At 67.7% G+C, this 21,111-nt stretch carries 25 protein-coding genes; 12 read left to right on the forward strand and 13 right to left on the reverse strand.

Going from position 1 to position 21,111, the window contains the following annotated elements; all coding sequences use genetic code 11:
* Positions 1-45: 45 nt before the first annotated feature.
* Positions 46-753: a glutathione S-transferase gene (locus NV401_RS04225; RefSeq protein ID WP_261293148.1), complete on the reverse strand. Its 708-nt coding sequence runs from the start codon at positions 751-753 to the stop codon at positions 46-48.
* Position 754: 1 nt separating this feature from the next.
* Positions 755-1,051 (reverse strand): BolA family protein, encoded by a 297-nt coding sequence (locus NV401_RS04230; RefSeq protein ID WP_261293149.1) that lies wholly within the window; start codon positions 1,049-1,051, stop codon positions 755-757.
* A gap of 39 nt (positions 1,052-1,090) precedes the next feature.
* On the opposite strand from NV401_RS04230, the gene NV401_RS04235 reads away from it, so the two are divergent.
* Entirely contained in the window at positions 1,091-1,696 is a 606-nt protein-coding gene (locus NV401_RS04235; RefSeq protein WP_261293150.1) for a J domain-containing protein, read from the forward strand.
* Between the two features lie 145 nt (positions 1,697-1,841).
* Here the strand turns inward: NV401_RS04235 and NV401_RS04240 are convergent, their stop codons facing one another.
* The 6 genes from NV401_RS04240 to NV401_RS04270 are packed head-to-tail and all read right to left on the reverse strand — an operon-like array spanning position 1,842 to position 5,614.
* Complete coding sequence (locus NV401_RS04240; RefSeq protein ID WP_261293151.1) at positions 1,842-2,297, reverse strand: SRPBCC family protein; 456 nt, start codon at positions 2,295-2,297, stop codon at positions 1,842-1,844.
* Positions 2,298-2,309: 12 nt separating this feature from the next.
* The gene (locus NV401_RS04245) at positions 2,310-2,966 is read right to left on the reverse strand and encodes a glutathione S-transferase family protein (RefSeq protein WP_261293152.1); all 657 of its coding nucleotides are present in this window, start codon (positions 2,964-2,966) and stop codon (positions 2,310-2,312) included.
* A 2-nt stretch (positions 2,967-2,968) separates the two neighbouring features.
* Entirely contained in the window at positions 2,969-3,754 is a 786-nt protein-coding gene (locus NV401_RS04250) for a VOC family protein (RefSeq protein WP_261293153.1), read from the reverse strand.
* A gap of 12 nt (positions 3,755-3,766) precedes the next feature.
* On the reverse strand, positions 3,767-4,483 hold the full coding sequence (locus NV401_RS18830) for a DUF1428 domain-containing protein (RefSeq protein ID WP_449325408.1): 717 nt from the start codon (positions 4,481-4,483) through the stop codon (positions 3,767-3,769).
* A gap of 14 nt (positions 4,484-4,497) precedes the next feature.
* The gene (locus tag NV401_RS04265; protein WP_261293154.1) at positions 4,498-5,151 is read right to left on the reverse strand and encodes a glutathione S-transferase family protein; all 654 of its coding nucleotides are present in this window, start codon (positions 5,149-5,151) and stop codon (positions 4,498-4,500) included.
* Between the two features lie 28 nt (positions 5,152-5,179).
* Complete coding sequence (locus tag NV401_RS04270; protein ID WP_261293155.1) at positions 5,180-5,614, reverse strand: VOC family protein; 435 nt, start codon at positions 5,612-5,614, stop codon at positions 5,180-5,182.
* Between the two features lie 82 nt (positions 5,615-5,696).
* On the opposite strand from NV401_RS04270, the gene NV401_RS04275 reads away from it, so the two are divergent.
* Positions 5,697-6,401, forward strand: coding sequence for a winged helix-turn-helix transcriptional regulator (locus tag NV401_RS04275; RefSeq protein WP_261293156.1), 705 nt, complete (start codon positions 5,697-5,699; stop codon positions 6,399-6,401).
* Here NV401_RS04275 and mnmA read toward each other — a convergent pair.
* Entirely contained in the window at positions 6,398-7,507 is a 1,110-nt protein-coding gene (mnmA, locus tag NV401_RS04280) for a tRNA 2-thiouridine(34) synthase MnmA (protein WP_261293157.1), read from the reverse strand. The genes NV401_RS04275 and mnmA overlap by 4 nt on opposite strands.
* A gap of 134 nt (positions 7,508-7,641) precedes the next feature.
* Here mnmA and NV401_RS04285 point away from each other — a divergent pair, with 134 nt between their 5' ends.
* The 3 genes from NV401_RS04285 (at position 7,642) to NV401_RS04295 (ending at position 8,689) form a co-directional block, all read left to right on the forward strand.
* Positions 7,642-7,869 (forward strand): hypothetical protein, encoded by a 228-nt coding sequence (locus tag NV401_RS04285; RefSeq protein ID WP_261293158.1) that lies wholly within the window; start codon positions 7,642-7,644, stop codon positions 7,867-7,869.
* Positions 7,870-7,983: 114 nt separating this feature from the next.
* Positions 7,984-8,283 (forward strand): CtrA inhibitor SciP, encoded by a 300-nt coding sequence (gene sciP, locus NV401_RS04290; protein ID WP_261293159.1) that lies wholly within the window; start codon positions 7,984-7,986, stop codon positions 8,281-8,283.
* Between the two features lie 154 nt (positions 8,284-8,437).
* The gene (locus NV401_RS04295; protein WP_261293160.1) at positions 8,438-8,689 is read left to right on the forward strand and encodes a GlsB/YeaQ/YmgE family stress response membrane protein; all 252 of its coding nucleotides are present in this window, start codon (positions 8,438-8,440) and stop codon (positions 8,687-8,689) included.
* Between the two features lie 71 nt (positions 8,690-8,760).
* Here the strand turns inward: NV401_RS04295 and NV401_RS04300 are convergent, their stop codons facing one another.
* Complete coding sequence (locus NV401_RS04300; RefSeq protein ID WP_261293161.1) at positions 8,761-9,483, reverse strand: SIMPL domain-containing protein; 723 nt, start codon at positions 9,481-9,483, stop codon at positions 8,761-8,763.
* A gap of 123 nt (positions 9,484-9,606) precedes the next feature.
* Positions 9,607-9,870, reverse strand: coding sequence for a GlsB/YeaQ/YmgE family stress response membrane protein (locus NV401_RS04305; protein ID WP_261293162.1), 264 nt, complete (start codon positions 9,868-9,870; stop codon positions 9,607-9,609).
* A 274-nt stretch (positions 9,871-10,144) separates the two neighbouring features.
* On the opposite strand from NV401_RS04305, the gene NV401_RS04310 reads away from it, so the two are divergent.
* The 3 genes from NV401_RS04310 to NV401_RS04320 all read left to right on the forward strand — a co-directional run bounded on the left by NV401_RS04310 (position 10,145) and on the right by NV401_RS04320 (position 15,908).
* Positions 10,145-11,341, forward strand: a complete 1,197-nt coding sequence (locus NV401_RS04310; RefSeq protein ID WP_261293572.1) for an efflux RND transporter periplasmic adaptor subunit — start codon at positions 10,145-10,147, stop codon at positions 11,339-11,341.
* Between the two features lie 3 nt (positions 11,342-11,344).
* A complete protein-coding gene (locus tag NV401_RS04315) occupies positions 11,345-14,566 on the forward strand; it encodes an efflux RND transporter permease subunit (protein ID WP_261293163.1) in 3,222 nt (1,073 codons plus the stop codon).
* Positions 14,567-14,645: 79 nt separating this feature from the next.
* A complete protein-coding gene (locus NV401_RS04320; RefSeq protein ID WP_261293164.1) occupies positions 14,646-15,908 on the forward strand; it encodes a DUF445 domain-containing protein in 1,263 nt (420 codons plus the stop codon).
* Between the two features lie 13 nt (positions 15,909-15,921).
* On the opposite strand, the gene NV401_RS04325 is transcribed toward NV401_RS04320, so the two are convergent.
* A complete protein-coding gene (locus tag NV401_RS04325) occupies positions 15,922-16,569 on the reverse strand; it encodes an HAD family hydrolase (protein ID WP_261293165.1) in 648 nt (215 codons plus the stop codon).
* 62 nt (positions 16,570-16,631) lie between these two features.
* Between NV401_RS04325 and NV401_RS04330 the strand changes: the two genes are divergently transcribed.
* Genes NV401_RS04330 through NV401_RS04345 form a run of 4 tightly spaced genes read left to right on the forward strand, consistent with a single transcriptional unit; the run spans position 16,632 to position 20,165 of the window.
* On the forward strand, positions 16,632-17,732 hold the full coding sequence (locus NV401_RS04330; RefSeq protein WP_261293166.1) for an ABC transporter permease: 1,101 nt from the start codon (positions 16,632-16,634) through the stop codon (positions 17,730-17,732).
* Positions 17,732-18,607 (forward strand): ABC transporter ATP-binding protein, encoded by an 876-nt coding sequence (locus tag NV401_RS04335; RefSeq protein ID WP_261293167.1) that lies wholly within the window; start codon positions 17,732-17,734, stop codon positions 18,605-18,607. Before NV401_RS04330 ends, NV401_RS04335 begins: the two co-directional genes overlap by 1 nt.
* Positions 18,607-19,575: an MlaD family protein gene (locus tag NV401_RS04340; RefSeq protein ID WP_261293168.1), complete on the forward strand. Its 969-nt coding sequence runs from the start codon at positions 18,607-18,609 to the stop codon at positions 19,573-19,575. Before NV401_RS04335 ends, NV401_RS04340 begins: the two co-directional genes overlap by 1 nt.
* 8 nt (positions 19,576-19,583) lie before the next feature.
* A complete protein-coding gene (locus NV401_RS04345) occupies positions 19,584-20,165 on the forward strand; it encodes an ABC-type transport auxiliary lipoprotein family protein (protein ID WP_261293169.1) in 582 nt (193 codons plus the stop codon).
* Between the two features lie 6 nt (positions 20,166-20,171).
* Here the strand turns inward: NV401_RS04345 and NV401_RS04350 are convergent, their stop codons facing one another.
* Positions 20,172-21,038, reverse strand: coding sequence for a peptidylprolyl isomerase (locus NV401_RS04350; protein WP_261293170.1), 867 nt, complete (start codon positions 21,036-21,038; stop codon positions 20,172-20,174).
* Positions 21,039-21,111 lie beyond the last annotated feature (73 nt).

A 21,111-nucleotide genomic window follows, 5' to 3' on the forward strand; every position in this document is an offset into this window, starting at 1 on the left:
GGCCCCGGCGTCCGCCGGGGTGGTAGTAGCGAGGGGTCGAGGCAATCACGCTGCGTCGAGCTCCGGATAGTGGCGGAAGATGCCGTCGGTGTTGAACGGCAACCGCCGCTCGCTCCGCAGATAGGCCCGCACGCCGGGCAATGCCGCGACCTGATCGCGGATCCGGATCACACCGGGATAGTCGCCCTGCAGCGCGGCCATGCGCTGCGGGAACATGTAGCGCAGCCCTTCGACGACCTGGAACAGCGAGGTGTCGCCATAGCTCCAGCGCTCGCCGGTCAGCCAGTCGCCGGGCGCGTCGTTCACGCTCGCCTCGAAATGCGCGAGGAATTTGGGCAGGCGCTCGGCGCGGAACTGCCTGGCGGCGCGCGCCGCCTCGGGCTTCTGTTCCTCGTAATAGGCCATCATCTCGACCGGGTGGTGGATGTTGTGCACCTCCGCCACGAGATCGGCGATGGTCAGCTGCAGCTGATTGAGCCACAGCCAGCCGGCCGGATCGGCGGGGGCCAAGCGGTGGCGCTCGCCGAGATAGAGCAGGATATTGGCGACCTGTGCGATCACCAGACCGTCGGCATCGAGATAGGGCGGGGCGAACGGGCCGCGCGCGCCGCGGCGTTCGAGATCGGCCAGCAGGCCTTCTTCGCCTGCGACGCGCGCGCGATCGTTATAGGCGATCCCCGCCGCCTCGAGCGCCAGGCGGACGAATTCGCCGCGGCCCTGGATGCCGGGCCAGTACCAGAGATCATAGGCCATGTTATTCCCCCGGCGCGCGGGCGCGGATGGCGAGCGCGTGGATCCGGTCCCGGAGCAGATCGGCCAGCGCCTGGTTGACCATCCGCTGCCGCTGGACGCGCGAGACGCCGGCAAAGGCGGCGCTTTCGATCGTGACCGAGAAATGCGATTCGCCGGTGCCGTCGTCGCCCATATGGCCCGAATGCTGCGCGCTATCGTTGCTGACCGCGAGATGCGTCGGGGCGAGCGCCACAGTCAGGCGCGCGGTGATCTGATCCGCGATAGATGTGTTGGGCGGTGTGGTGGCGAGGTCTGTCATCCGCCCTATATAAGCCCCTTTTGGCATTCGGGGAGCCGCGTGACACGCGAGACGGAAAAGAAGCCCGGGGCACGATTCCACGGGCGGATCGAGAGCGACGGGCGGTTGTGCTCCGAGCCGGGCTGTGCCGAGCCGGGCGAATTCCGCGCGCCGCTGCTCGACGGCATGGGCGGCGGGCACGAAGGGCCGCGGCCGTATCGCTGGCTGTGCCTCGATCATGTCCGCGCGTTCAACGCCGGCTATAATTTCTTCAGCGGGATGAGCGCGGACGAGATCCACGACGCGCAGCGCCCGTTTGCCGGCTGGGAACGCGAGACGCGGGCGTTCACCGGCACGGGCGGGGCGGATCGCCCGCCGAAATGGGCCGACTTCGCCGATCCGCTGGACGCGATCGGCGCGCGCTTCCAGCGCAAGGCGGAGGCGGCGCGGCAGGATGGGCGGCCGCTGTCCGAGGTCGACCGGCGCTCGCTCAAGGTCCTCGGGCTGGCGACGGACGTCGACCGGCGCGGCCTGCGCGCGCGCTATGCCGAACTGGTGCGCAAGTTTCATCCCGATCGCAACGGCGGCGACCGCAGCCATGAGAAGGCGCTGCAGGAGGTGATCGCGGCGTACACGCAGCTGAAGAGCGCGGTGGCGTTCGCGTGATGCTTCCTCCCCGGTACGGGGAGGTGGCGCGCGGTGCGCGACGGAAGGGGGTAGGCCGGCAACCGGGCGGTCGCGCTTGGGGATAGCCCCCTCCACCACCCGGCTGAAGAAGCCGGGCGGTCCCCCTCCCCGTTCCGGGGAGGAGCTATTTCGCCTCGCGCTCGGCGATCTCGGCCAGCTGCTCGGCGCATTTGCCCCAGCCGTCGGTGAAGCCCATCTGTTCGTGCTGGTCGCGCGCCTCCGGCGTCCAGTGCCGGGCGCGGGCCGTGTAGCGGGTCTTGCCGTCCTCCTCGGCGAATTCCCACAGGCCGGTCATGAACGGGGTGCGCGGGATCCAGCCGGCGGCGAACGCATCGGTGGTGATGAAATGCTTCTCGTGCACCACCTCCAGAAACACGCCTTCGAGATCGTGCCTTTCCCCGTCCGGTCCGTGCATCACCATCGCCGAGCGGCCACCGGGGCGCCAATCCTGTTCGATGATCTCGGTCGTCCACGGCCTGGGGCACCACCATTCGGCCATGCGTTCGGTGGCGATCGCCCAGACCGCGGCGCGCGGCGCGTCGATCAGGCGGGTGATGGAAAGTTCGTACGTGTCGGTCATGGCAGGCTCCTGTCAGTCGCGGTCGGGGGCGCCGAGCGGGAAAAGGGCGCGGTAGGGGCGGGCTTCGTCGACCGCGCGGGCGACCGACGGGCGCGCCAGCAGCCGGGCGCGATAGGCGCGGAGATGGGCATGGGCGGGATCGATCGCATGCACCCAATCGGCATAGAATAACGCCGGCGCGGCGGCGCAGTCGGCGAGGCTGAAATCGCCAGCCGCCCAGGTGCAGCCGGCGAGCTGCGGGTCGAGCCAGGCATAGGCCCTGTCGAGCGCGGCCCTGGCCTCTGCCACCTCGATCACGTCGCGCCGTTCGGGCGGGCGCAGCGCATCGTTCACCACGCGCTGCATCTGGCCCATGACGTGATTGTCGAACAGGCGATCGAGCAGGCGGACCCGCAGCGCCGCGTCCGGATCGGCGGGGATGAAGCGCACGGCGCCGGGATGGCGTTGCTGCAGATGCTCGATGATGATCGAGGATTCGAGCACCGGCCGTGCATCGTCGAGCAGCACGGGGAACTTGCCGAGCGGCCAGGCGGCGGCGAGCGCGGCGCCGTTCTCCGTCTGGTCGGGGCCGATCTGGCGATAGGCGAACGGCGTGTCGTTCTCGTACAGCGCGATCAGCACCTTCCAGCAATAGGACGAGAGCGGGTGGGCAAAGAGCTCGAGTGCCACATTCACGCGGCAGCGCCCCCGGCCGTCGCGACCACGCCGAACATCGTGCCGTGCGGATCGCTGGCGACGATGATGCGGTCGCCCCCGGGCACGTCCATCGGCCCGGCATGGACCGTGCCGCCGCGCGTCCTCACCGTCTCGGCCGCCACGTCGATATCGGGCGTGCGGAAATAGAATTGCCAGGCCGGCGGGGGGCCGGGCGGCGCCGTCATCGTCGCGCCGATCGTCTCGTCGCCGACCGCGACGAAGATGTAATCGCCCATCTCCCCCATCGGCATCTTGTCGGGATAGGTCCAGCCGAACACCTGCGCATAGAAAGCATTGGCGCCGGCCTGATCGGGCGTCATCAGCTCGTTCCAGTTGCACTTGCCCATCCCGGTGGGCGCATATGCCGTGCTGTCCTCGTCGCTCGCGCCGCGCATGACATAGAATGGAATGCCCTGCGGATCGGCGACCAGCGCCATCCGGCCGACGCCGGCCATGTCGATCGCCGGCATGCGCACGCTGCCGCCCGCCGCCACGATCCCGGCGACGCTCGCATCGACATCGTCGACGCCGATATAGAAGAGCCAGCCCGGCGTGGCGCCGCCGCCCTGCATCTCGGGCGTCAGCGCCATCAGTCCGCCGGCGAAATCGCCCGCGCCGGCATGGATCATGCGGTAATCCATGCCGCCGGGCTCGGCATCGTGGATCGTCCAGCCGATCACCTGTTCGTAAAACGCCTTCGACGCATCGGCATCGGACGAGAGCAGTTCGTACCAGATCGGGGTGCCATGGGGATTGGTCATCGCGGGCGTCTCCTATTGATCGAGAACGGGCGCAAAGCCGCCGAAGATCATCCGCTTGCCATCGAACGGCATGTCGGCGGGCGGGGTCTTCATGCGCTCGTCTTCGGTCATCCGCTTCATGCCGGCGACGCGCGTGTCCTTGTCGGGCCATTCGATCCACGAAAAGACCAAGTTCTCGTGATCCTGCGCATGGACCGCGCGATAGAAATCGGTGACCTGGCCGGCCGGCACTTCGTCACCCCAGGCCTCGACGATGCGCGTCGCGCCGAATTCCTGGAACATCGGCGAGACGTTGCGGGCCATCTCGAAATACGCGTCCTTCCTGTCCGGCAGGACGGGAATCAGGAAGCCATCGATATAGCCGGTGGCACCACCCGGCCCGTGATCCATTTCGGGCACGAAGCCGGCGAAGATCATGCGCTGGCCGTCGAACGGCATCTCGCCCATCTCGGCCATGCGCGGATCCTCCATCATGCGCTGCATGCCGCTTTGGTACATGTCCTTGGACGGCCATTCGATCCAGCTGAACACCACCGTCTCGTCGTCCTTGGCCTGTACCGCGGTGCGGAAATCGTTGAGCTTGCCGGCGGGCACGTCATCGCCCCAGCATTCCACCATCCGCGTGATGCCGAACTCGCGGAACAAGGGGACGGACTTGGTCGCGTGGTCGATATAGGCCTGTTTGTTGGCGCTCGGCACGGCGAGCACGAACCCCTGGATATAGCGCATCGTCTTTCTCCTGCTCAGGCGGGAACCGGTTCGGCCTCGAAATCGGCGAGATGGTCGGCCAGCGCCCGCCGATAGGCGGGGCGCGCCTCGCCGCGCGCGACATAGGCGGCAAGCGTGGGGAATTCGGCCAGCAGGCCGCTATCGTGCAGCCCGCGCAGCACCGAGACCATCGTCAGGTCGCCGACGCTGAACGCGCCGTCGAGCCAGTCCTTGTCGCCGAGCGCGGCCGACAGATCGGCGAGCCGGCCGCGGATATCCTCGACCACCTGGGGGCGGCGCGCGGCTGACCAGGGGCGGTCGGCTTCGAAGATATCGACCATCGCCAGCTGCATGATCATCGGCTCGACCGAGTTGAGCGCGGCGATCACCCATTGCTCGGCGCGCGCCTGGCCGGCCCGGTCGGCGGGCAGCAGCCCCGGCGCCCGGCGCGCGATATGCAGCGCGATCGCGCCGGATTCGAAGATCTCCACCTCGTCATCGGCATAGGTCGGGACCTGGCCGAACGGCTGGACGCGGCGATGCGCCGGGCCCTTGACGGTCGCGTGATCGATCACGCTGACGGCGTAATCCTCGCCAATTTCCTCGAACGCCCAGCGCGCGCGCATGTCGCGGACATAGGAGCGGGCGAAATCGGGCACCCAGTTGAACGCGGTGATCGTGGGCGTCATGACCATTCCTCCTGCGGCGTGTGGCGGGTTACGCGTCGGCGCCGGCCAACTGCTCGGGGCCGTCCGCCGCGGCGGCCGGGTCCATCCAGAACGGGCCGAAGCCGTGGCCGTCGAGATCGGTAAAGGCGCGCGAATACATGAAGCCGTGATCTTCGGGCGGGTGCGGCTCGCCGCCGCCCGCCGCCAGCGCCGCCCGGGTGATCGCATCGACCGCCGCCCGGCTGTCGAACGACAGTGCGAGCAGCATGCCGCTGGTGGCGTGTGCGTCGATGATCCGCTTCGGCGTGAAGGTGGCATAGAAAGCGTGATCGAGCAGCATGAAGTGGATCGTGTCCGACCAGGTCATCGCCGATGCCTGATCGTTGGAGAAATGCGGGTTCTTCACCATGCCGATCGCCTCGTAGAAGACGGTCGAGGCAGCCACATCGGCGACGGGCAGGTTCACGAAGATCATCTTGGCCATACGTCTCTCCCGTCCGGCAGACAGCTTGGTTTCGCGACTCGCTGTTTGACGGTGTTGCCAGTGTCGGTTACTAAAAACAACTATGAAGTTAGAAAAAGTAACCGAGACGAATGACGGGCGCGACCGGAAATGGTATGACGATGCCTGCGGCACCGCGCTGGGCATGGAACTGGTCGGCGAACGCTGGTCGCTGCTGATCGTGCGCGAACTGCTGCTCGGGCCCCGGCGGTTCGGCGATTTGCGCGCTGGCCTGCCCGGGATCAGCGCCAATGTGCTGACGCAGCGCCTGGAAGGGCTGATCGGTGCCGGGATCGTGCGCCGCGCGCTGCTGCCGCCGCCGGCGCGCGCGCAGGTCTATGCGCTGACCGACTGGGGGCGGGACTGCGAGCCGGTGGTGCTCGGGCTGGGGCGCTGGGCGCTGCGCTCGCCGCGGCACGATCCGATGCTGCATTTCTCGCCGAGCGCGCTGATGTTGTCGCTCAAGATGCTGCTGGTGCGCGACCGGGTCGGCGATCTGGCGACGACGATCGGGTTCGAACTGCGCGGCGAGGCGTATCGCGCGCAGGTGGCGGCCGGCGACATCGGGGTGGCGCGCGCGCCGGTCGCGGGGGCCGACGCCGTGCTGACCGGCGAGACCAGTGCGTTCCTGCCGGTGTTCTACGGGGCGATGCCGCTGGCCGCGGCGGTGGCTGCGGGCACGCTCGGCATGAGCGGGAATGTCGAGCTGGCGACGCGCTTCTCGCGGCTCTTTGCGCTGCCCGACAAGATCGCGCCGGCGGACGGCTAGGCGGCGATACGCGCCCGTTCGGTCGCGGCGATCCAGCCGCCGCCGAGCACGCGCTCGCCGGCGTACAGCACCGCCGCCTGGCCGGGCGACACGCCATATTCGGGCGCGTCGAACAGCAGCCGGCCGGCATCGAGCCGCGCGGGCACCGGCTTGGCCATCGAGCGCACCTTGGCGGTCAGCGGCCCGGCATGATCGCCGCCGAGCCAGTTGATCTCGGTCAGCCGCGCGGCATCGACCGCCAGCGCTATGCGCGGGCCGACCACGACGCGGCGCGTCTCGGGTTCGAGCCGCACGACATAGAGCGGTTCGGGGCTGCCGCCGATCTCCAGCCCGCGGCGCTGCCCGACGGTGAAATTGACGATGCCGGCATGCGTGCCGAGCTGCCGCCCGGCGAGATCGACGATCGCGCCGCCGGCCTCGGCCTCGGGGCGGAGCTTGCGGACCAGGCTGGCATAATCGCCATCGGGGACGAAGCAGATATCCTGGCTGTCGGGCTTGGCGGCGACACTGAGGCCGAACTCGGCGGCCAGCTCGCGCACCCGCGCCTTGGGCAGGCCGCCCAGGGGAAAGCGCAGATAATCGAGCTGATCCTGCGTCGTCGCGAACAGGAAATAGCTCTGGTCGCGCGCCGGATCGATCGCGCGGTGCAGCTCGGCGCCGATCGGCCCCTCGACGCGGCGGACATAATGGCCGGTCGCCAGGCAATCCGCGCCGAGATCGCGCGCGAGCGCGAACAGATCGGTGAATTTCGGCCCCATGTTGCAGCGCACGCAGGGGATCGGCGTGCGCCCGGCAAGATATTCGTCGGCAAAGCCGTCGATCACCTGCGCGCGGAAGCTCGATTCGTGATCATAGACATAGTGCGCGATGCCGAGCCGGTCGCACACCGCGCGCGCATCGCGGATGTCGCGCCCGGCGCAACATGCGCCCGAGCGGCCTACCGCCTCGCCATGATCGTAGAGCTGCAGCGTGATGCCGATCGTTTCCGCGCCGGTGCGCTGGGCGAGCCCGGCGACCACCGACGAATCGACCCCGCCCGACATCGCGACGACGATTCGTTTGCCCTTCAGATCGGGGCCGAGCTGGAAATCGCCGATTTCGGTCATGGAACGGCGCCATAAGCCCCGATCTGTCCCATTGCAAAACACAAGCTTGCGAAAGGATTTTCGCCGCCTTTACGCCCCCTTCAGATTAACCCCGTAACACAGGCTCCACGATACCCCCGAGTAAAGGCGTTTGAGTGGACCTGAGTTTTTCCCGTTTCGAGCACGACGCAAAGACGACGATCATGCCGCCGGATCTGGCGGTGATGATGGTCGGGATCGCGGCGCGCCAGGCGGCGAGCCCCACCGCCATCTTCCACGCGCATCTCGGCGCGCTATCCGCGGCGGCACTGCGCTTCGCCCCGCGGCATGGCGCGTTCAATGCGGCGATGGCAGCGGCGCTGGTCCGCTGGAAGGAGTTGTGAAGGCGATGTTTACCGAGCCGCTTTAGCCGGCGTTCAAGTCCGCGGTCTAAAGGCCGTTCTACCCCAAGCGAATGCAGTTGAACGGGGGCCCCCGCCCCGATCCGAGGTTTGATTATGATCGAGAACCAGAAAATCCGCCCCGCAAAAGTCATCGGGCCACTTGGCGAACCGCTGACGCTGGAGAGCCTGCCGCCGCCGGAAACGACGCGCTGGGTGGTGCGGCGCAAGGCCGAAGTGGTCGCCGCGGTGAATGGCGGGCTGCTGTCGATCGACGAGGTGTGCGATCGCTACGGCCTGACGGTCGAGGAATTCGCCGGCTGGCAGCGCGCGATCGACCGGTCGGGCATGCCGGGGCTGCGCGTCACGCGGATCCAGCATTACCGCTCGCTCTACGATCGCCAGCAAAAATACTGAATTTGCGCCGCGCCACAGAACGGCCCGCTCCTCTGCCGAGGAGCGGGCCGTTCGTGTTTTTGCGCAAAACAAACCGCTTCCGGAACAAATAACCCAAGTTACGAGTCTTTCCTCCCGTAGCCCGATCAGCGGGCGTCAACAGAGGGACAAGAACATGGGTATCATCATCTGGCTCATCGTTGGTGGCGTCGTCGGCTGGCTCGCCAGCATGGTCATGCGCACCGATGGCCAGCAGGGCATCCTGCTCAACATCGTGGTCGGCATCATCGGTTCGGTGATCGCATCGTTCCTGTTCGGCGGCGGGATCAACCAAGCGATCACGGTCACCACGTTCGTCTATTCGTTGATCGGCGCGATCATCCTGCTCGCGATCGTCAACCTGGTGCGTCGCGGCAGCGTTCGCTAACGCGACCCCAGTATTGCAAAAGAAAGGGCCGTCCGGGCAACCGGGCGGCCCTTTTCTTATGCGTTAGACGATCACTTCAGCAGGAAGCGGACGCTGAGCGTCACCGTGACATCGGTTTCGCCTGGCGCGATCTGCGTGGCGGAATCGGCCCCCTTGGCCATGCGGAACGCCATCGGCGGCGGCGCGCCACCGGCATTCTCGCCATTCTCGGCGATCGACACGACGCGCACCACGCTCATGCCCGACGCCCTGGCATAGAGTTCGGCCCGGGCACGGGCGCGCTTGACCGCATCGGCGCGTGCTTCGTCGAGCGCGGCCTCGGGCTTGTCGATCGACAGATTGGGCCCGTCGATCTGGTTGGCGCCTTCCTTGACCAGCGCATCGAGGATCGCCCCCGATTGCGCGATCGCGCGGAACCGCACCGAGACGGTGTTGCTCGCCTGATAGCCGGTGATCACCGGGGGCACGTTGTCGCCATAGCGATATTGCGGCTGCAGGCTGACATTGGCGGTGGCGATGTCGCGCGCGGCGACGCCGGCGCGCTTCAGCGCGGCCATGACGCGGGCCAGGCGATCGGCGTTTTCGGCAAGCGCGCCGGCGGCGCTGGCATTCTGCGTCACCACGCCGGCGCGGATCGTCGCCACATCGGGCACGCGCGTCGTCTCGCCAGTGGCAGTGATGTCGAGCACGGTGCCGTCGGCCTGGATCATCGGCACGACCGATGGCGCGGTCTGCGCGCTGGCGGCGGCGAAGGGAGCGGCGGCCAACACGGCGGCGGTCGCAAGCAATTTCATCGGTAAAACTCCTGTCGTCGTTCAGGCCGGGCGGCCTGTCGCTGGACTGTGCCAGCGATCAGGGCAACGGAAGCTGAACGGGACTGGTGCTTCCCGTTCAGCTTGGCCGTTCAGCGTCGTCGTTCAGCGCACGCGACGCGTCATCATCAGGCGATAGACGGCGAGCAGGATCACTGCGCCGGCAGTCGCCGCGGCATAGCGTTCCCACGTCGCGCGCGGGATCCAGCCAACCAGCGGGGCGAGATAGCCGCCGAGCAGCGCGCCGGCGATGCCGATCAGGATCGTCACGATGAAGCCGCCGGGATCACGCCCCGGCATGATGATCTTGCCCAAGATGCCGGCGACCAGGCCGATCAAGATCCAACCAATAATTCCCTCAGCGAGCATCATCCATCCTTAATTCAAGTTGCCCCGCCAAGCGAAGGACGGGCAGCGGACGGTCGTCTCGGCGTGTCCATAATGCAACACGTTTTTGGCTCGCCGTGATTTCGTGATGGCGGCGTGAATAGACGGTTGCGAAGCGTTGCTCGACTTGCGATCTGGCGATCGAACGGGCATTGCGCGGCACGAGCGAAGAGGCCTTGAGGTCGGTGCCTTATTTCGCTAATACAGTCCGCGTTAGACGGCACCGACAGCCGGGGGCGGACGGAAAGTGGCACGTATGAATTACGAGACGGCAACGTTCGACAATGACGGCCGCCTCGCGCTGCCCGACGAGACCGTGCGGCCGAAGCGCAACTGGTGGGTGATCGGCGCGGTGGCGCTGCTCGTGCTGCTCGCTGCCGGCTATTTCTTCTCCAAGCGCGCGGCCGAGCCGGCCGCCGCGGCGCCGGGCGCGACCGCGCTGCCGAGCGTCACCGTGGCGGTGCCCGGGACCCAATTGGTCTCGCGCGTGCTCTCGGCCACCGGCACGCTCGCGGCACGGCGCGAAATGCCGGTCGGCGTGGCGGGCGAGGGCGGTCTGGTGACGCGCGTGCTGGTCGAGCAGGGCCAGTGGGTCGGCGCCGGGCAGGTGCTGGCGACGGTCGATCGCTCGGTCCAGGCGCAGACGGCGGCGAGCCTCGCGGCGCAGATCGGCGTCGCCCGCGCCGACCTGGCGATTGCCGAATCGGAACTGAAGCGCGCGGCACAATTGGTCGATCGCGGGTTCATCTCCAAGGCCGACCTCGAGCGCCGTACGGCGACGCGCGATGCCGCGCGGGCGCGCGTCAGCGTCGCGCAAGCCTCGCTCGGCGAGCAGAAGGCGCGCAACGGCCGGCTCGATATCCGTGCACCGGCCGCCGGCCTGATCCTGACGCGGGCCGTGGAGCCGGGGCAGATCGTCAGCGCCGGATCGGGCGTGCTGTTCCGCATGGCCAAGGGCGGCGAGATGGAAATGCGCGCACAGCTGAGCGAGGCGGATCTCGCCGGGCTCGGCGTGGGCGTGCGCGCCAGCGTCACCCCGGTCGGCGGGGCGCAATCGTTCCAGGGGCAGGTGTGGCAGATCTCGCCGGTGATCGATCCGCAGACCCGCCAGGGCGTCGCGCGCATCGCCTTGTCGTACAATCCGGCCTTGCGCCCCGGCGGGTTCGCCGCGGCGAACATCATGAGCGGCGCAGCCCAGGCGCCGCAATTGCCGGAATCGGCGGTGCTGAGTGACGACAAGGGCAATTACGTGTTCGTCGTCGGGCCGGACAACAAGGTCGCGCGGCGCGACGTGAAGGTCGGCGCGGTATCCGACGCCGGCGTGGCGATCGCATCGGGGCTGAGCGGCACCGAACGGGTCGTGCTGTCGGCCGGCGCGTTCCTCAACCCGGGCCAGAAGATCAATCCGGTGATCACCCCCGCCGCCACGCCGGCAGCGGCGAGCAAGGGCTGAGCCATGAGCTTCCGCAACATATCGGCCTGGTCGATCCGCAATCCGGTGCCGCCGATCGTGCTGTTCGTCGCGCTGACGCTGGCCGGGATCGTCAGTTTCGCGCGGCTCGACGTCAACCAGAACCCCGATATCGATTTCCCGATCGCCTATGTCGCGATCAGCCAGCCGGGGGCCGCGCCGAGCGAGCTCGAGACGCAGGTGACCAAGCGGGTCGAGGCCGCGGCGCGCAACGTGCAGGGCGTCGACGAGCTGCGCTCGACCGTGTCGGAAGGCAGTTCGGAAACCGTGCTGCAGCTCAAGATCGGCGCCAATATCGATCGTGCGGTCAACGATCTGCGCGACGCCATCACGCAGATCCGCAGCAACCTGCCCGACGGCATCCTCGAGCCGCAGATCGGCCGCGTCGATACGTCGGATAACGACATCGCCAATTTCTCGGCGATCACCAGCGACATGACGGTCGAGCAATTGAGCTGGTACATCGACGATACGGTGGCCAAGGAATTGCTGTCGATCCCCGGCATGGGCGGGGTGGAGCGCAACGGCGGGGTGAGCCGCGAGATCCGCGTGATCCTCGATCCGGTCAAGCTGCAGGCGTTGGGGCTGACGGCGCCGGCGGTGAACGCGCAGCTGCGCCAGGTGAACGTCAACGCCACTGGCGGCAAGGCGCAGATCGGCGGGTCCGAGCAATCGGTGCGCGTGCTGGGCAATGCGATCGACGTGCGCACGCTGGGCGACACGCAGATCAGCCTGGGCACCGGGCGCACCGTGCGGCTGGCCGATATCGCCGACGTGCGCGATGCCTATGCCGAACAGACGTCGCGCGCGGCCTATAACGGGCAGCAGGTCGTGTCGTTCGATTTCAAGCGCTCCAAGGGCGCGTCGGACGTGACCGTCTACCATGCCGCGGAAGAGAAATTGAAGGAGCTGGAGAAGCGCAACCCCAAGGTGCGCTTCGCGATGCTGTCGACCAGCGTCAACGATACCGAGCTTGCCTATCACGGCGCGATCGACGCGATGATCGAGGGCTCGGTGCTCGCGGTGTTCGTGGTGTTCCTGTTCCTGCGCGACTGGCGCGCGACGGCGATCTCGGCACTGGCCATCCCGCTGTCCGCCATCCCGACCTTCTTCTTCATGGAATTGATGGGCTTCAGCCTCAACCAGATGACGCTGCTCGCGCTCAGCCTGGTCGCGGGCGTGCTGGTCGACGACGCGATCGTCGAGATCGAGAACATCGTTCGCCACATGAAGATGGGCAAGACCGCCTATCAGGCGTCGATCGACGCCGCCGACGAGATCGGCCTGGCGGTGCTCGCCACGACCATGTCGATTGTCGCGGTGTTCCTGCCGGTATCGGTGATGCCGGGGATTTCCGGCCAGTTCTTCAAGAATTTCGGGCTCACCGTGGTTGCCGCGGTGCTGATGAGCCTCGCCGTCGCGCGCATGGTGACGCCGATGATCGCGGCCTATTTCCTGCGCCATCACGGCGAAAGCACCCAGCCCGACGGGCTGGTGATGCGGCTGTACATGAAGACGCTGCGCTGGACCGTGGACCTGACGCGGATGCGCGCGGCCAAGGCGCGCGGCGGGATTGCGCGTTACTATGCGCGGTTGCTCGATCACCGCGTGTGGGTGATGGGCGTGGCCGCTTTGTGCCTGGTCGCCACGGTGGCGATCTTCGCCACGCTGCCGCAGGAATTCCAGCCGCAGATGGACAATGACCGCTCGACCGTGACGATCACTCTGCCGCCGGGCTCGACGCTCAAGCGCACCGAACAGGTGGTCGAGCAGGTCTCGCAGATGCTCGCGGCGCACAAGCCGATGGTGGTGGCGACCTATGCGCGCAGCTTCGTCGGCAGCGGGCGCGTGACCGCGACGCTGGCCAAGGATCGCACCCAGACCAGCGTGCAGTTCGAACGCTCGGTCGCGCCCGAACTTGCCGCGATCCCCGATGCGCGCGTCTCGTTCCAGAACCAGAATGGCTGGGGCGGGCCGAGCCGCGATCTGTCGATCACGCTGGGCAGCGACAATCCCGAGCTGCTGCAACAGGCGGCGGACCGGATCGTCGCGCAGATGACCACGCTGCGCGTGCTGCAGGCGCCGCGCATCGAGGGCGGGCTCAACCGGCCGGAAATCGTCATCCGTCCGCGGCTCAATCTCGCCGCCGATCTCGGCATCACCACCTCGGCGCTGTCCAACGCGATCCGCGTCGCGACGATGGGCGACATCGATCAGAATTCGGCGCGCTATTCGCTCAGCGACCGGCAGATCCCGATCCGCGTCGCCTTCGCGCAGAATGCGCGCGAGCGGCTCGCCAATATCGAGAATCTCGCCGTGCCGACGCAGACCGGCGGCTCGGTGCCGCTGAAAGTGGTGGCCGAGATCGGCTTCGGCGCCGGCCCGACCGAGATCGAGCGGATCGCGCAGCAGCGCCAGCTGACGATCGGCGCGGATCTCTCGCCCGGGATCGTCGAGGGCGATGCGATGAAGAAGATCAACGCGCTGTCGGCGATGCAGAACCTGCCGGTTGGCGTCTCGCGGCTAACCGTCGGCCAGTCCAAGGCGCAGGCCGAGCTGGTGACCAACATCATCATCGCCGTCGCTTCCGGCTTCCTGCTGCTGTTCGCCGTGCTGGTGCTGCTCTATCGCCGCTTCCTGCCGCCGTTCGTCAATCTGGGGTCGCTGTTCCTGGCGCCGCTCGGCGCGTGCATCGCGCTCAAGATCGCCGGCATGTCGGTGTCGCTGCCGGTCTATATCGGGTTGCTGATGCTGCTCGGCATCGTCGCCAAGAACTCGATCCTGCTGGTCGATTTCGCACTCGAGGAGATGAGCAAGGGCGTGCGGCGGTTCGATGCGATCCTCGATGCCGGGCACAAGCGCGCGCAGCCGATCGTGATGACCACGGTGGCAATGGTCGCCGGCATGATGCCGACCGCGCTGTCGCTGACCGGCGATTCCTCGTTCCGCGCGCCGATGAGCGTGACGGTGATGGGCGGGCTGATCCTGTCGACCGTGCTGACGCTGCTGATCGTGCCGTCGAGTTTCAGCCTTGCGCTGGGCGTGGAACGGGCGATCGGGCGCAAGCTCGGCAGCCGGCTGATCTCGTTCAAGCCGGGCGACGACGGCAAGCCGGTGCTCGATCACGATCCGCACGCGGCGCTGCCCGGCACGCGGCCGAGCCTGCCGCGCGGCCCGGGCAGCGACGCACCGCAGCCTGCCGAATAGCGCCGCCGCCGGGCCGGTCGCGCGGGCGGAATCGACCATGGCCCTTGAACCTTCGCCGGTTTCGGGGATTGGTCTTGGCATGAAGCTGTCCCGCGTCTCCCGCCTGTCCGAGCCGCCGCCTGCCGGGCTCAGGCAGATGCGGATCGTCGCCACCGGGCTGTTGGTGGCGATGGCGGCGATCTTCATCGCCACGCGCGCGCTGGAGGACGGGCACCCGGCCTATGGCTATATCCGCGCCTTTGCCGAGGCCGCGATGGTCGGCGGGCTGGCCGACTGGTTCGCGGTGACCGCGCTGTTCCGCCATCCGCTCGGGCTGCCGATCCCGCATACCGCGATCATCCCGCGCAACAAGGATCGCATCGGCGACACGCTGGCGGCGTTCCTGCGCGACAATTTCCTCACCCCCGTGGTGATCTCCAGGCGGATGCGGCGGATGGACATTGCCAGCATCGCCGGCGCCTGGCTGGCCAATCCCGGCGCCTCGAGCAAGCGGCTCACGCGCGGCACCTCGCGTCTGGCGATCGAGGTGCTGCAGTCGCTCGATCAGGAGCGCCTGGGCGGCATGGTGCGCGGCGCGATGGTGCAGCAGGTGCGCGGGCTCAAGCTCGCGCCCTTGCTCGGCCAGGCGCTGAGCGCGGCGATGGCGGAGAATCGGCACCTGCCGATCCTCGACGGCATCGTCCGCGCGGCCGGGCAGATCCTCGAGACCAACGAGCAGCTGGTGCGCAATATGGTGCACGAGCGCGCCGGCGCGGTGATGCGCTGGACCGGGCTGGACGAGACGCTGTCGAACAAGATCATCGACGGACTGAAGGGCCTGTTGCAGCAGATGGGCGAGAATCCCGATCATCCGCTGCGCGAACGCGCCGAGGAAGCGCTGGCGACGCTTGCCGACGATTTGCAGCATTCGCCTGAGATGGCCGCGCGGGTCGATGCGCTGAAACTTGCCATGCTGGAGAATCCGGCGATGCAGCGCTGGATCAACGGCCTGTGGGAACAGGCGCGCAGCGCCATGCTGCGCATCGCGCGCGATCCCGAAAAGCTGCTCGGCGGGCAGGTCGGCGATGCGCTGCGCCAATTGGGTGAGACGCTGCAGGGCGATCCGCGGCTGCGCGCGACGATCAACCGCTTCGTGCGCCGCGCGGTGGTCGGCACTGCGGCGGATTATGGCGACGGGATCGTCCGGCTGGTGTCGGAAACGGTGCGCGGCTGGGATGCGGAGACGATCACCGGCCGATTGGAAAATGCCGTCGGCAAGGATCTGCAATATATCCGCGTCAACGGCACGCTGGTCGGCGGGCTGGTCGGACTGGCGATCCATAGCGCGGATCGCTGGTTGTGAGGCGCGCCTTTCCTTACCAGTCGATGATCGTCCAGCCCTTCGACTTGGCCAGCGCGCGCAACGGGGCGTGCGGATTGACCGCGAACGCCTCGTCCGCCCAGTCCAGCGCCGGCGCATCCGACACGTGATCGGAATAGAAGCGGATATGCGCGTCGGCGCGGGCGATGCCTTCCTCGGCCAGCCAGGCCTCGATCATGCGCAATTTCGCTGGCCCGTAGCAATTCTCGCCGGCAATGCGCGCGCGCACGCCGCCGCTGCCGGCCTGCGAATTGGTGGCGATGACGTCGTCGAAGCCCAGCCGCGTGGCGATCGCGGTGACGTAGAAGCGGTACGAGGCGGTCGCCATCACCAGCCGGTAGCCGGCGGCGCGATCCTGCTCGATGCGCGCCTCGGCGCCGGGAAACACCGCGACGCGCCCGGCGAAGCGTTCTGCCGAGGCGGTGGCGCGCGCCTCGGCCAGCGTATGGCCGAGCAGCAGCCGCTGCGTGACCTGTTTCAGCCGCGCGCGATCGATCAGCTTGGCGCCATAGGCGGCGGTCGCCAGCCCGGCGAGCGGCAGCAAGGCGAGTCGCCACTTGGGCGCGGCGCCGACGGCAAAGGCGGTCCAGGTCGGCGCGACGGTGATCGTCTTGTCCATGTCGTAGATGGCGATGTTGATCATCGGCCTTCCTTACGCCGCAACCCGCTTGCCGATCCAGTGCGATTGCAGCATGGGTCGAGTCGATGAGTCAGACCGCCACCTTTTCGCCCGACGAATCCGGTATCCTGAAATTCAGCGGCAATCTGACATTGGCGCGGATCGGCGATCTGGCGCAGCGGCTGCGCGCCTATGAGGGATCGGTCTCGACGCTCGATCTGAGCGGGATCGAGCGCATGGACACGGTCGGTGCCTGGATCGTGCACCGCTTTTCCGCCGAGAAGAATGCCGAGATCGCCGGGCTCGACGACGATCAGCAGCATCTGCTGACGCAGGTGAAGAATGCCGATCAGGTCGTGGCCATGCGCCCCGCCCATGTCGGCGGCTTCAACCGCGTGCTGGGCGAAATCGGCGATGCGACGATGGTCGCGCTGCAGACGATGTACGGCCTGCTCGGCTTCATGGGCGCGACCGTGATCGCGTTCGGCACGTTGCTGCGCCATCCCAGCCGCTTTCGCTTCAACGCCACGGTAATGCGCTTCGAGGTGGTCGGCGTCTCGGCGCTCGGCATCATCGGGCTGATGAGCTTCCTGATCGGTATCGTCATCGCGCAGCAGGGCGCGGTGCAGCTGCGCCAGTTCGGTGCCGAGGTGTTCACGATCAACCTGGTCGGGCGATTGACGCTACGCGAACTGGGCGTGCTGATGACCGCGATCATGGTCGCCGGGCGTTCCGGCTCGGCGTTCGCCGCGCAGCTCGGCACGATGAAGCTGACCGAGGAAGTCGATGCGATGCGCACGATCGGCGTGTCGCCGATGGAGGCGCTGGTCGTGCCGCGCACCTTGGCCGTGGTGCTGATGATGCCGTTGCTGGCCTTCTATTCGTCGCTGATCGCGATCATCGGCGGCGGGATCCTCAGCTGGGTGTCGCTCGATATCCCGCCGGTCACGTTCATCCAGCGGATCCGCGAGGTCGTGCCGATCACCGATCTGTACGTCTGCCTGGTGAAGGCCCCGGTATTCGGCGCGATCATTGCCATTTCCGGCTGCTTCCAGGGCATGTCGGTCGAATCCGATTCGGAGCAGGTCGGCATCCGCACCACCGCCGCGGTGGTCCAGGCGATCTTCCTGGTCATCGTGCTGGATGCGTTCTTCGCGGTGTTCTTCACCTGGGTGGGGTGGATCTGATGCCGGCGGACGACGACAACATCATCACGGTGCGCGGGCTGAAGAACGGCTTTGGCGAGCAGATCGTGCATGACGGGCTCGATCTCGATGTGAAGCGCGGCGAGATCTTCGGCGTGGTCGGCGGATCGGGCACGGGCAAATCGGTGCTGATGCGCTCGATCGTCGGGCTGCAGACGCCGCTCGAGGGCGACATCACCGTGTTCGGCGAGCAGACGATCGGCCGCGACGAAACCGATGCCGTCGACATCCGCAAACGCTGGGGCGTGCTGTTCCAGGGCGGCGCCTTGTTCTCGACGCTGACCGTGGCCGAGAACGTGCAGGTGCCGCTGCGCGAGTTCTATCCCGAGCTCGATCCCGCGCTGATGGACGAGATTGCCGCCTATAAGGTGGTAATGTCCGGTCTGCCCGCCGATGCCGGGCCGAAATTTCCCTCCGAACTGTCCGGCGGCATGAAGAAGCGCGCCGGCCTCGCCCGCGCGCTGGCGATGGATCCGGAATTGCTGTTCCTCGACGAACCGACCGCGGGGCTCGATCCGATCGGCGCGGCGGCGTTCGACGAGCTGACCAAGTCGCTGCAGAAGACGCTGGGCCTCACCGTGTTCCTGATCACGCACGATCTCGACACGTTGTACGCGATTTGCGATCGCATCGCCGTGCTCGCCGACAAGAAGGTGATCGCGGTGGGGACGATTCCCGAGCTGCTGGCGATGGACCATCCGTGGATCCAGGAATATTTCAACGGCCCGCGCGGCCGCGCCGCCACCGCGGCGATCGAGCGGAACGAAGAACGGGCCGAGGCCCAGGACCAGCAGCAGGATCGCGCATCGCCCGATTCGCCGCGGCTGGGCCGACACGAAGCAGGGGCTGAAGGCTGATGGAAACCCGTTCGAACCATGTGCTGGTCGGTGCCGTGGTGCTGATCCTGCTGGCCGTGCTGGCGCTGTTCACGGTGTGGATCGCGCGGCTCAACGGCACGTCGGAGAAGGAATATGACATCTTCTTCAAACAGTCCGTCGATGGCCTGAACAAGGGCTCGATCGTCGCCTATTCCGGCGTGCCGCTCGGCCAGGTGAAGGAGATCGCGCTGTGGAAGAAGGATCCGCAGTTCGTCCGCGTGCGCATCACCGTCAAGGATGAGACGCCGGTGCTGGAAGGCACCACCGCGACCGTCCAGGGCAGCTTCACCGGCACCAGCACGATCCAGCTCGACGGCGCCAAGAAAGGTGCGCCGCCGATCGCCTGCCCGGCCAACGACGTGCAGAGCGCCTGCCCGTTCGGCGTGCCGGTGATCCCGACCAAGGCCGGCGGCCTCGGCGCGCTGCTGAGCTCCGCACCACAGCTGCTCGAGCGGCTGTCGACGTTGACCGAGCGGCTCACCGACATGCTCAGCGACCGCAACCAGAATTCGATCGCTGGCATCCTGGCCAACACCAATCGCCTGACCGATGCGCTGGCCGATCGCGGGCCGGAAATCGCCGCCACGCTCGCCGAGACGCGGCTTGCGGTGCAGAAGGCCGGCATCGCCGCCGAACAGATCGGCGTGCTGGCGGGCACCACCAACAGCCTGCTGGCGGAAGATGTCCGCCCGGCGGCGGCCAATCTCAACAAGGCGGTCGCCTCGGCGCAGGCGAGCATGGAGAATCTCAACGCCGCGATCGGCGATGCGCGGCCCGGGCTGCAGGCGTTCAGCAAGCAGACCATCCCCGAGGTCGGGCAATTGGTGCGCGATCTGCGCGTGATGTCCTCGGCGCTGACCTCGGTCGCCGAGAAGATCGATCAGGGCGGCGCATCGACCCTGATCGGCTCGCCCAAGCTGCCCGATTATAAAGGCAAAAAGAAGTGAGGCTCCCGATGAAGAAGACGCTCGCGCTGATCGCCCTGCTGCCGCTGTCGGCGTGCATCAGCTTCGGCGCCAAGCCGCCGCCCTCGCTGCTGACGCTCACCGCGGCGCAAACGGTCGCCGCCGGCCAGACGCAGAGCTCGGCCAATGCGCCGACGATCACCATTGCCGTGCCGAGCTTCGCGCAGGCGCTGGCGACGACGCGCGTGCCGGTCCAGTCGAGCGAGACGACGCTGGCCTATGTGCCCGATGCGCAATGGGTCGAGCTGCCCGCGCGGCTGTTCGCGCGGCTGATGGCGGATACCGTGACGGCGAAGACCGGGCGCGTCGTGCTCAGCACTGCGCAGTCCTTTTCCGATCCCGGCGCGCGCCTGTCGGGCGAATTGCGCGCGTTCGGCGTCGATGCGACGCGCAGCGAAGCGGTGGTGACGTTCGATGCCGCGCTGATCCGCACCACCGGCACGGTGGTCGAGAAGCGCCGCTTCGAGACGCGCGTGCCGATCGCCGCGATCGAGGCGGGCGCCGTCGGGATCGGCATCAACCAGGCGGCCAACCAGGTGGCGAGCGACGTCGCCGACTGGGTCGGGCGCTGAGCTAGCTCAGGGTGCGCCGACCGGGCGCGTCGCCAGCGGCACGTCGCACACCGTCTGCCCGGTGCGCACGGTCGGCGCCGCCGGGGTCTCGCGCATGGCGATCAGCGCGGCGAAGCGTGGATTGTCCGCCGCGCGATATTCGTAGCGAGGCCGTGCCGCCGCCGGCATGTCGCTGGCCAGCCGCACCGACACGATCGGCATGCGCTCCGCTTCGGTGGCGTAGAAGCCCATCGTCGCGTCGCTGCGCGGCAGCGCGGACATGTATTTCATTCCCTCGATGATCCGCCCGACGACGGTATAGTTGCGATCGAGCCGCCGCGCCGACTGGCCGATCGGAGTGAACAGTTCCGCGCCGTTGCCGGTGCTGGGCAAGGCGTCACGGCCGACCCCGACCATGCCGTAGCAATGGGTCAGCCAGGCCTGCTGTCCGTTGCCCGCGATCGGCCAGCCATCGGCGGTGATGCCGGCATACAGCGCATAGGCGTCGGGGCGCGGCAGCGTCTGCGCGGGTGCGAAATCGGCGATCTCGAACTCGGGCGGGGGGCGATCAACGATCCCGGCGGGCAGCGGCTTCTTCTCGGTCGCATCGCCCCATTGCGCGACCCAATTCTCCTGCACGCGGTACACGCTGGTCGCGTCCCACCAATGCGCCAGCGCCAGCGCGCGGATGTTGGCGAGATGCGCCGGCGCGAACCGCGCGGCGAGCCGGATCACGACCCGGCGATCGCCGTCGAGCGTCATCACCATCAGCTCGTCATCGGGAATCGGTCGCCAGTCGCCGGCGATCGGATCGGACGGCAGGGGCGGGGGTGGCGGTGCAGCCGGGGCGGCGGGGGCGGCTTGCGCGGCGAACAGCAGGAAGGGAATGAGCATGGCGGCGAGAGTGACACAGGGGAATGCACCGGCGCAACCGTTCCCGCCTTGCGCATGGCCGCCCGACGCTCTA

The sequence above is a fragment of the Sphingomonas hylomeconis genome (genome assembly GCF_025370105.1).
In the GTDB taxonomy this organism is placed as follows: Bacteria; Pseudomonadota; Alphaproteobacteria; order Sphingomonadales; family Sphingomonadaceae; genus Sphingomonas; species Sphingomonas hylomeconis.

Excerpts from the sequence above, each read along its gene's own strand:
- NV401_RS04225 (WP_261293148.1), bottom strand. The coding sequence starts at position 753 with ATGGCCTATGATCTCTGGTACTGGCCCGGCATCCAGGGCCGCGGCGAA.
- NV401_RS04230 (WP_261293149.1), bottom strand. The coding sequence starts at position 1,051 with ATGACAGACCTCGCCACCACACCGCCCAACACATCTATCGCGGATCAG.
- NV401_RS04240 (WP_261293151.1), bottom strand. The coding sequence starts at position 2,297 with ATGACCGACACGTACGAACTTTCCATCACCCGCCTGATCGACGCGCCG.
- NV401_RS04250 (WP_261293153.1), bottom strand. The coding sequence starts at position 3,754 with ATGACCAATCCCCATGGCACCCCGATCTGGTACGAACTGCTCTCGTCC.
- NV401_RS18830 (WP_449325408.1), bottom strand. The coding sequence starts at position 4,483 with ATGCGCTATATCCAGGGGTTCGTGCTCGCCGTGCCGAGCGCCAACAAA.
- NV401_RS04265 (WP_261293154.1), bottom strand. The coding sequence starts at position 5,151 with ATGACGCCCACGATCACCGCGTTCAACTGGGTGCCCGATTTCGCCCGC.
- NV401_RS04270 (WP_261293155.1), bottom strand. The coding sequence starts at position 5,614 with ATGGCCAAGATGATCTTCGTGAACCTGCCCGTCGCCGATGTGGCTGCC.
- NV401_RS04275 (WP_261293156.1), top strand. The coding sequence starts at position 5,697 with ATGAAGTTAGAAAAAGTAACCGAGACGAATGACGGGCGCGACCGGAAA.
- mnmA (WP_261293157.1), bottom strand. The coding sequence starts at position 7,507 with ATGACCGAAATCGGCGATTTCCAGCTCGGCCCCGATCTGAAGGGCAAA.
- sciP (WP_261293159.1), top strand. The coding sequence starts at position 7,984 with ATGATCGAGAACCAGAAAATCCGCCCCGCAAAAGTCATCGGGCCACTT.
- NV401_RS04295 (WP_261293160.1), top strand. The coding sequence starts at position 8,438 with ATGGGTATCATCATCTGGCTCATCGTTGGTGGCGTCGTCGGCTGGCTC.
- NV401_RS04300 (WP_261293161.1), bottom strand. The coding sequence starts at position 9,483 with ATGAAATTGCTTGCGACCGCCGCCGTGTTGGCCGCCGCTCCCTTCGCC.
- NV401_RS04305 (WP_261293162.1), bottom strand. The coding sequence starts at position 9,870 with ATGCTCGCTGAGGGAATTATTGGTTGGATCTTGATCGGCCTGGTCGCC.
- NV401_RS04310 (WP_261293572.1), top strand. The coding sequence starts at position 10,145 with ATGAATTACGAGACGGCAACGTTCGACAATGACGGCCGCCTCGCGCTG.
- NV401_RS04315 (WP_261293163.1), top strand. The coding sequence starts at position 11,345 with ATGAGCTTCCGCAACATATCGGCCTGGTCGATCCGCAATCCGGTGCCG.
- NV401_RS04320 (WP_261293164.1), top strand. The coding sequence starts at position 14,646 with ATGAAGCTGTCCCGCGTCTCCCGCCTGTCCGAGCCGCCGCCTGCCGGG.
- NV401_RS04325 (WP_261293165.1), bottom strand. The coding sequence starts at position 16,569 with ATGATCAACATCGCCATCTACGACATGGACAAGACGATCACCGTCGCG.
- NV401_RS04330 (WP_261293166.1), top strand. The coding sequence starts at position 16,632 with ATGAGTCAGACCGCCACCTTTTCGCCCGACGAATCCGGTATCCTGAAA.
- NV401_RS04335 (WP_261293167.1), top strand. The coding sequence starts at position 17,732 with ATGCCGGCGGACGACGACAACATCATCACGGTGCGCGGGCTGAAGAAC.
- NV401_RS04340 (WP_261293168.1), top strand. The coding sequence starts at position 18,607 with ATGGAAACCCGTTCGAACCATGTGCTGGTCGGTGCCGTGGTGCTGATC.
- NV401_RS04345 (WP_261293169.1), top strand. The coding sequence starts at position 19,584 with ATGAAGAAGACGCTCGCGCTGATCGCCCTGCTGCCGCTGTCGGCGTGC.
- NV401_RS04350 (WP_261293170.1), bottom strand. The coding sequence starts at position 21,038 with ATGCTCATTCCCTTCCTGCTGTTCGCCGCGCAAGCCGCCCCCGCCGCC.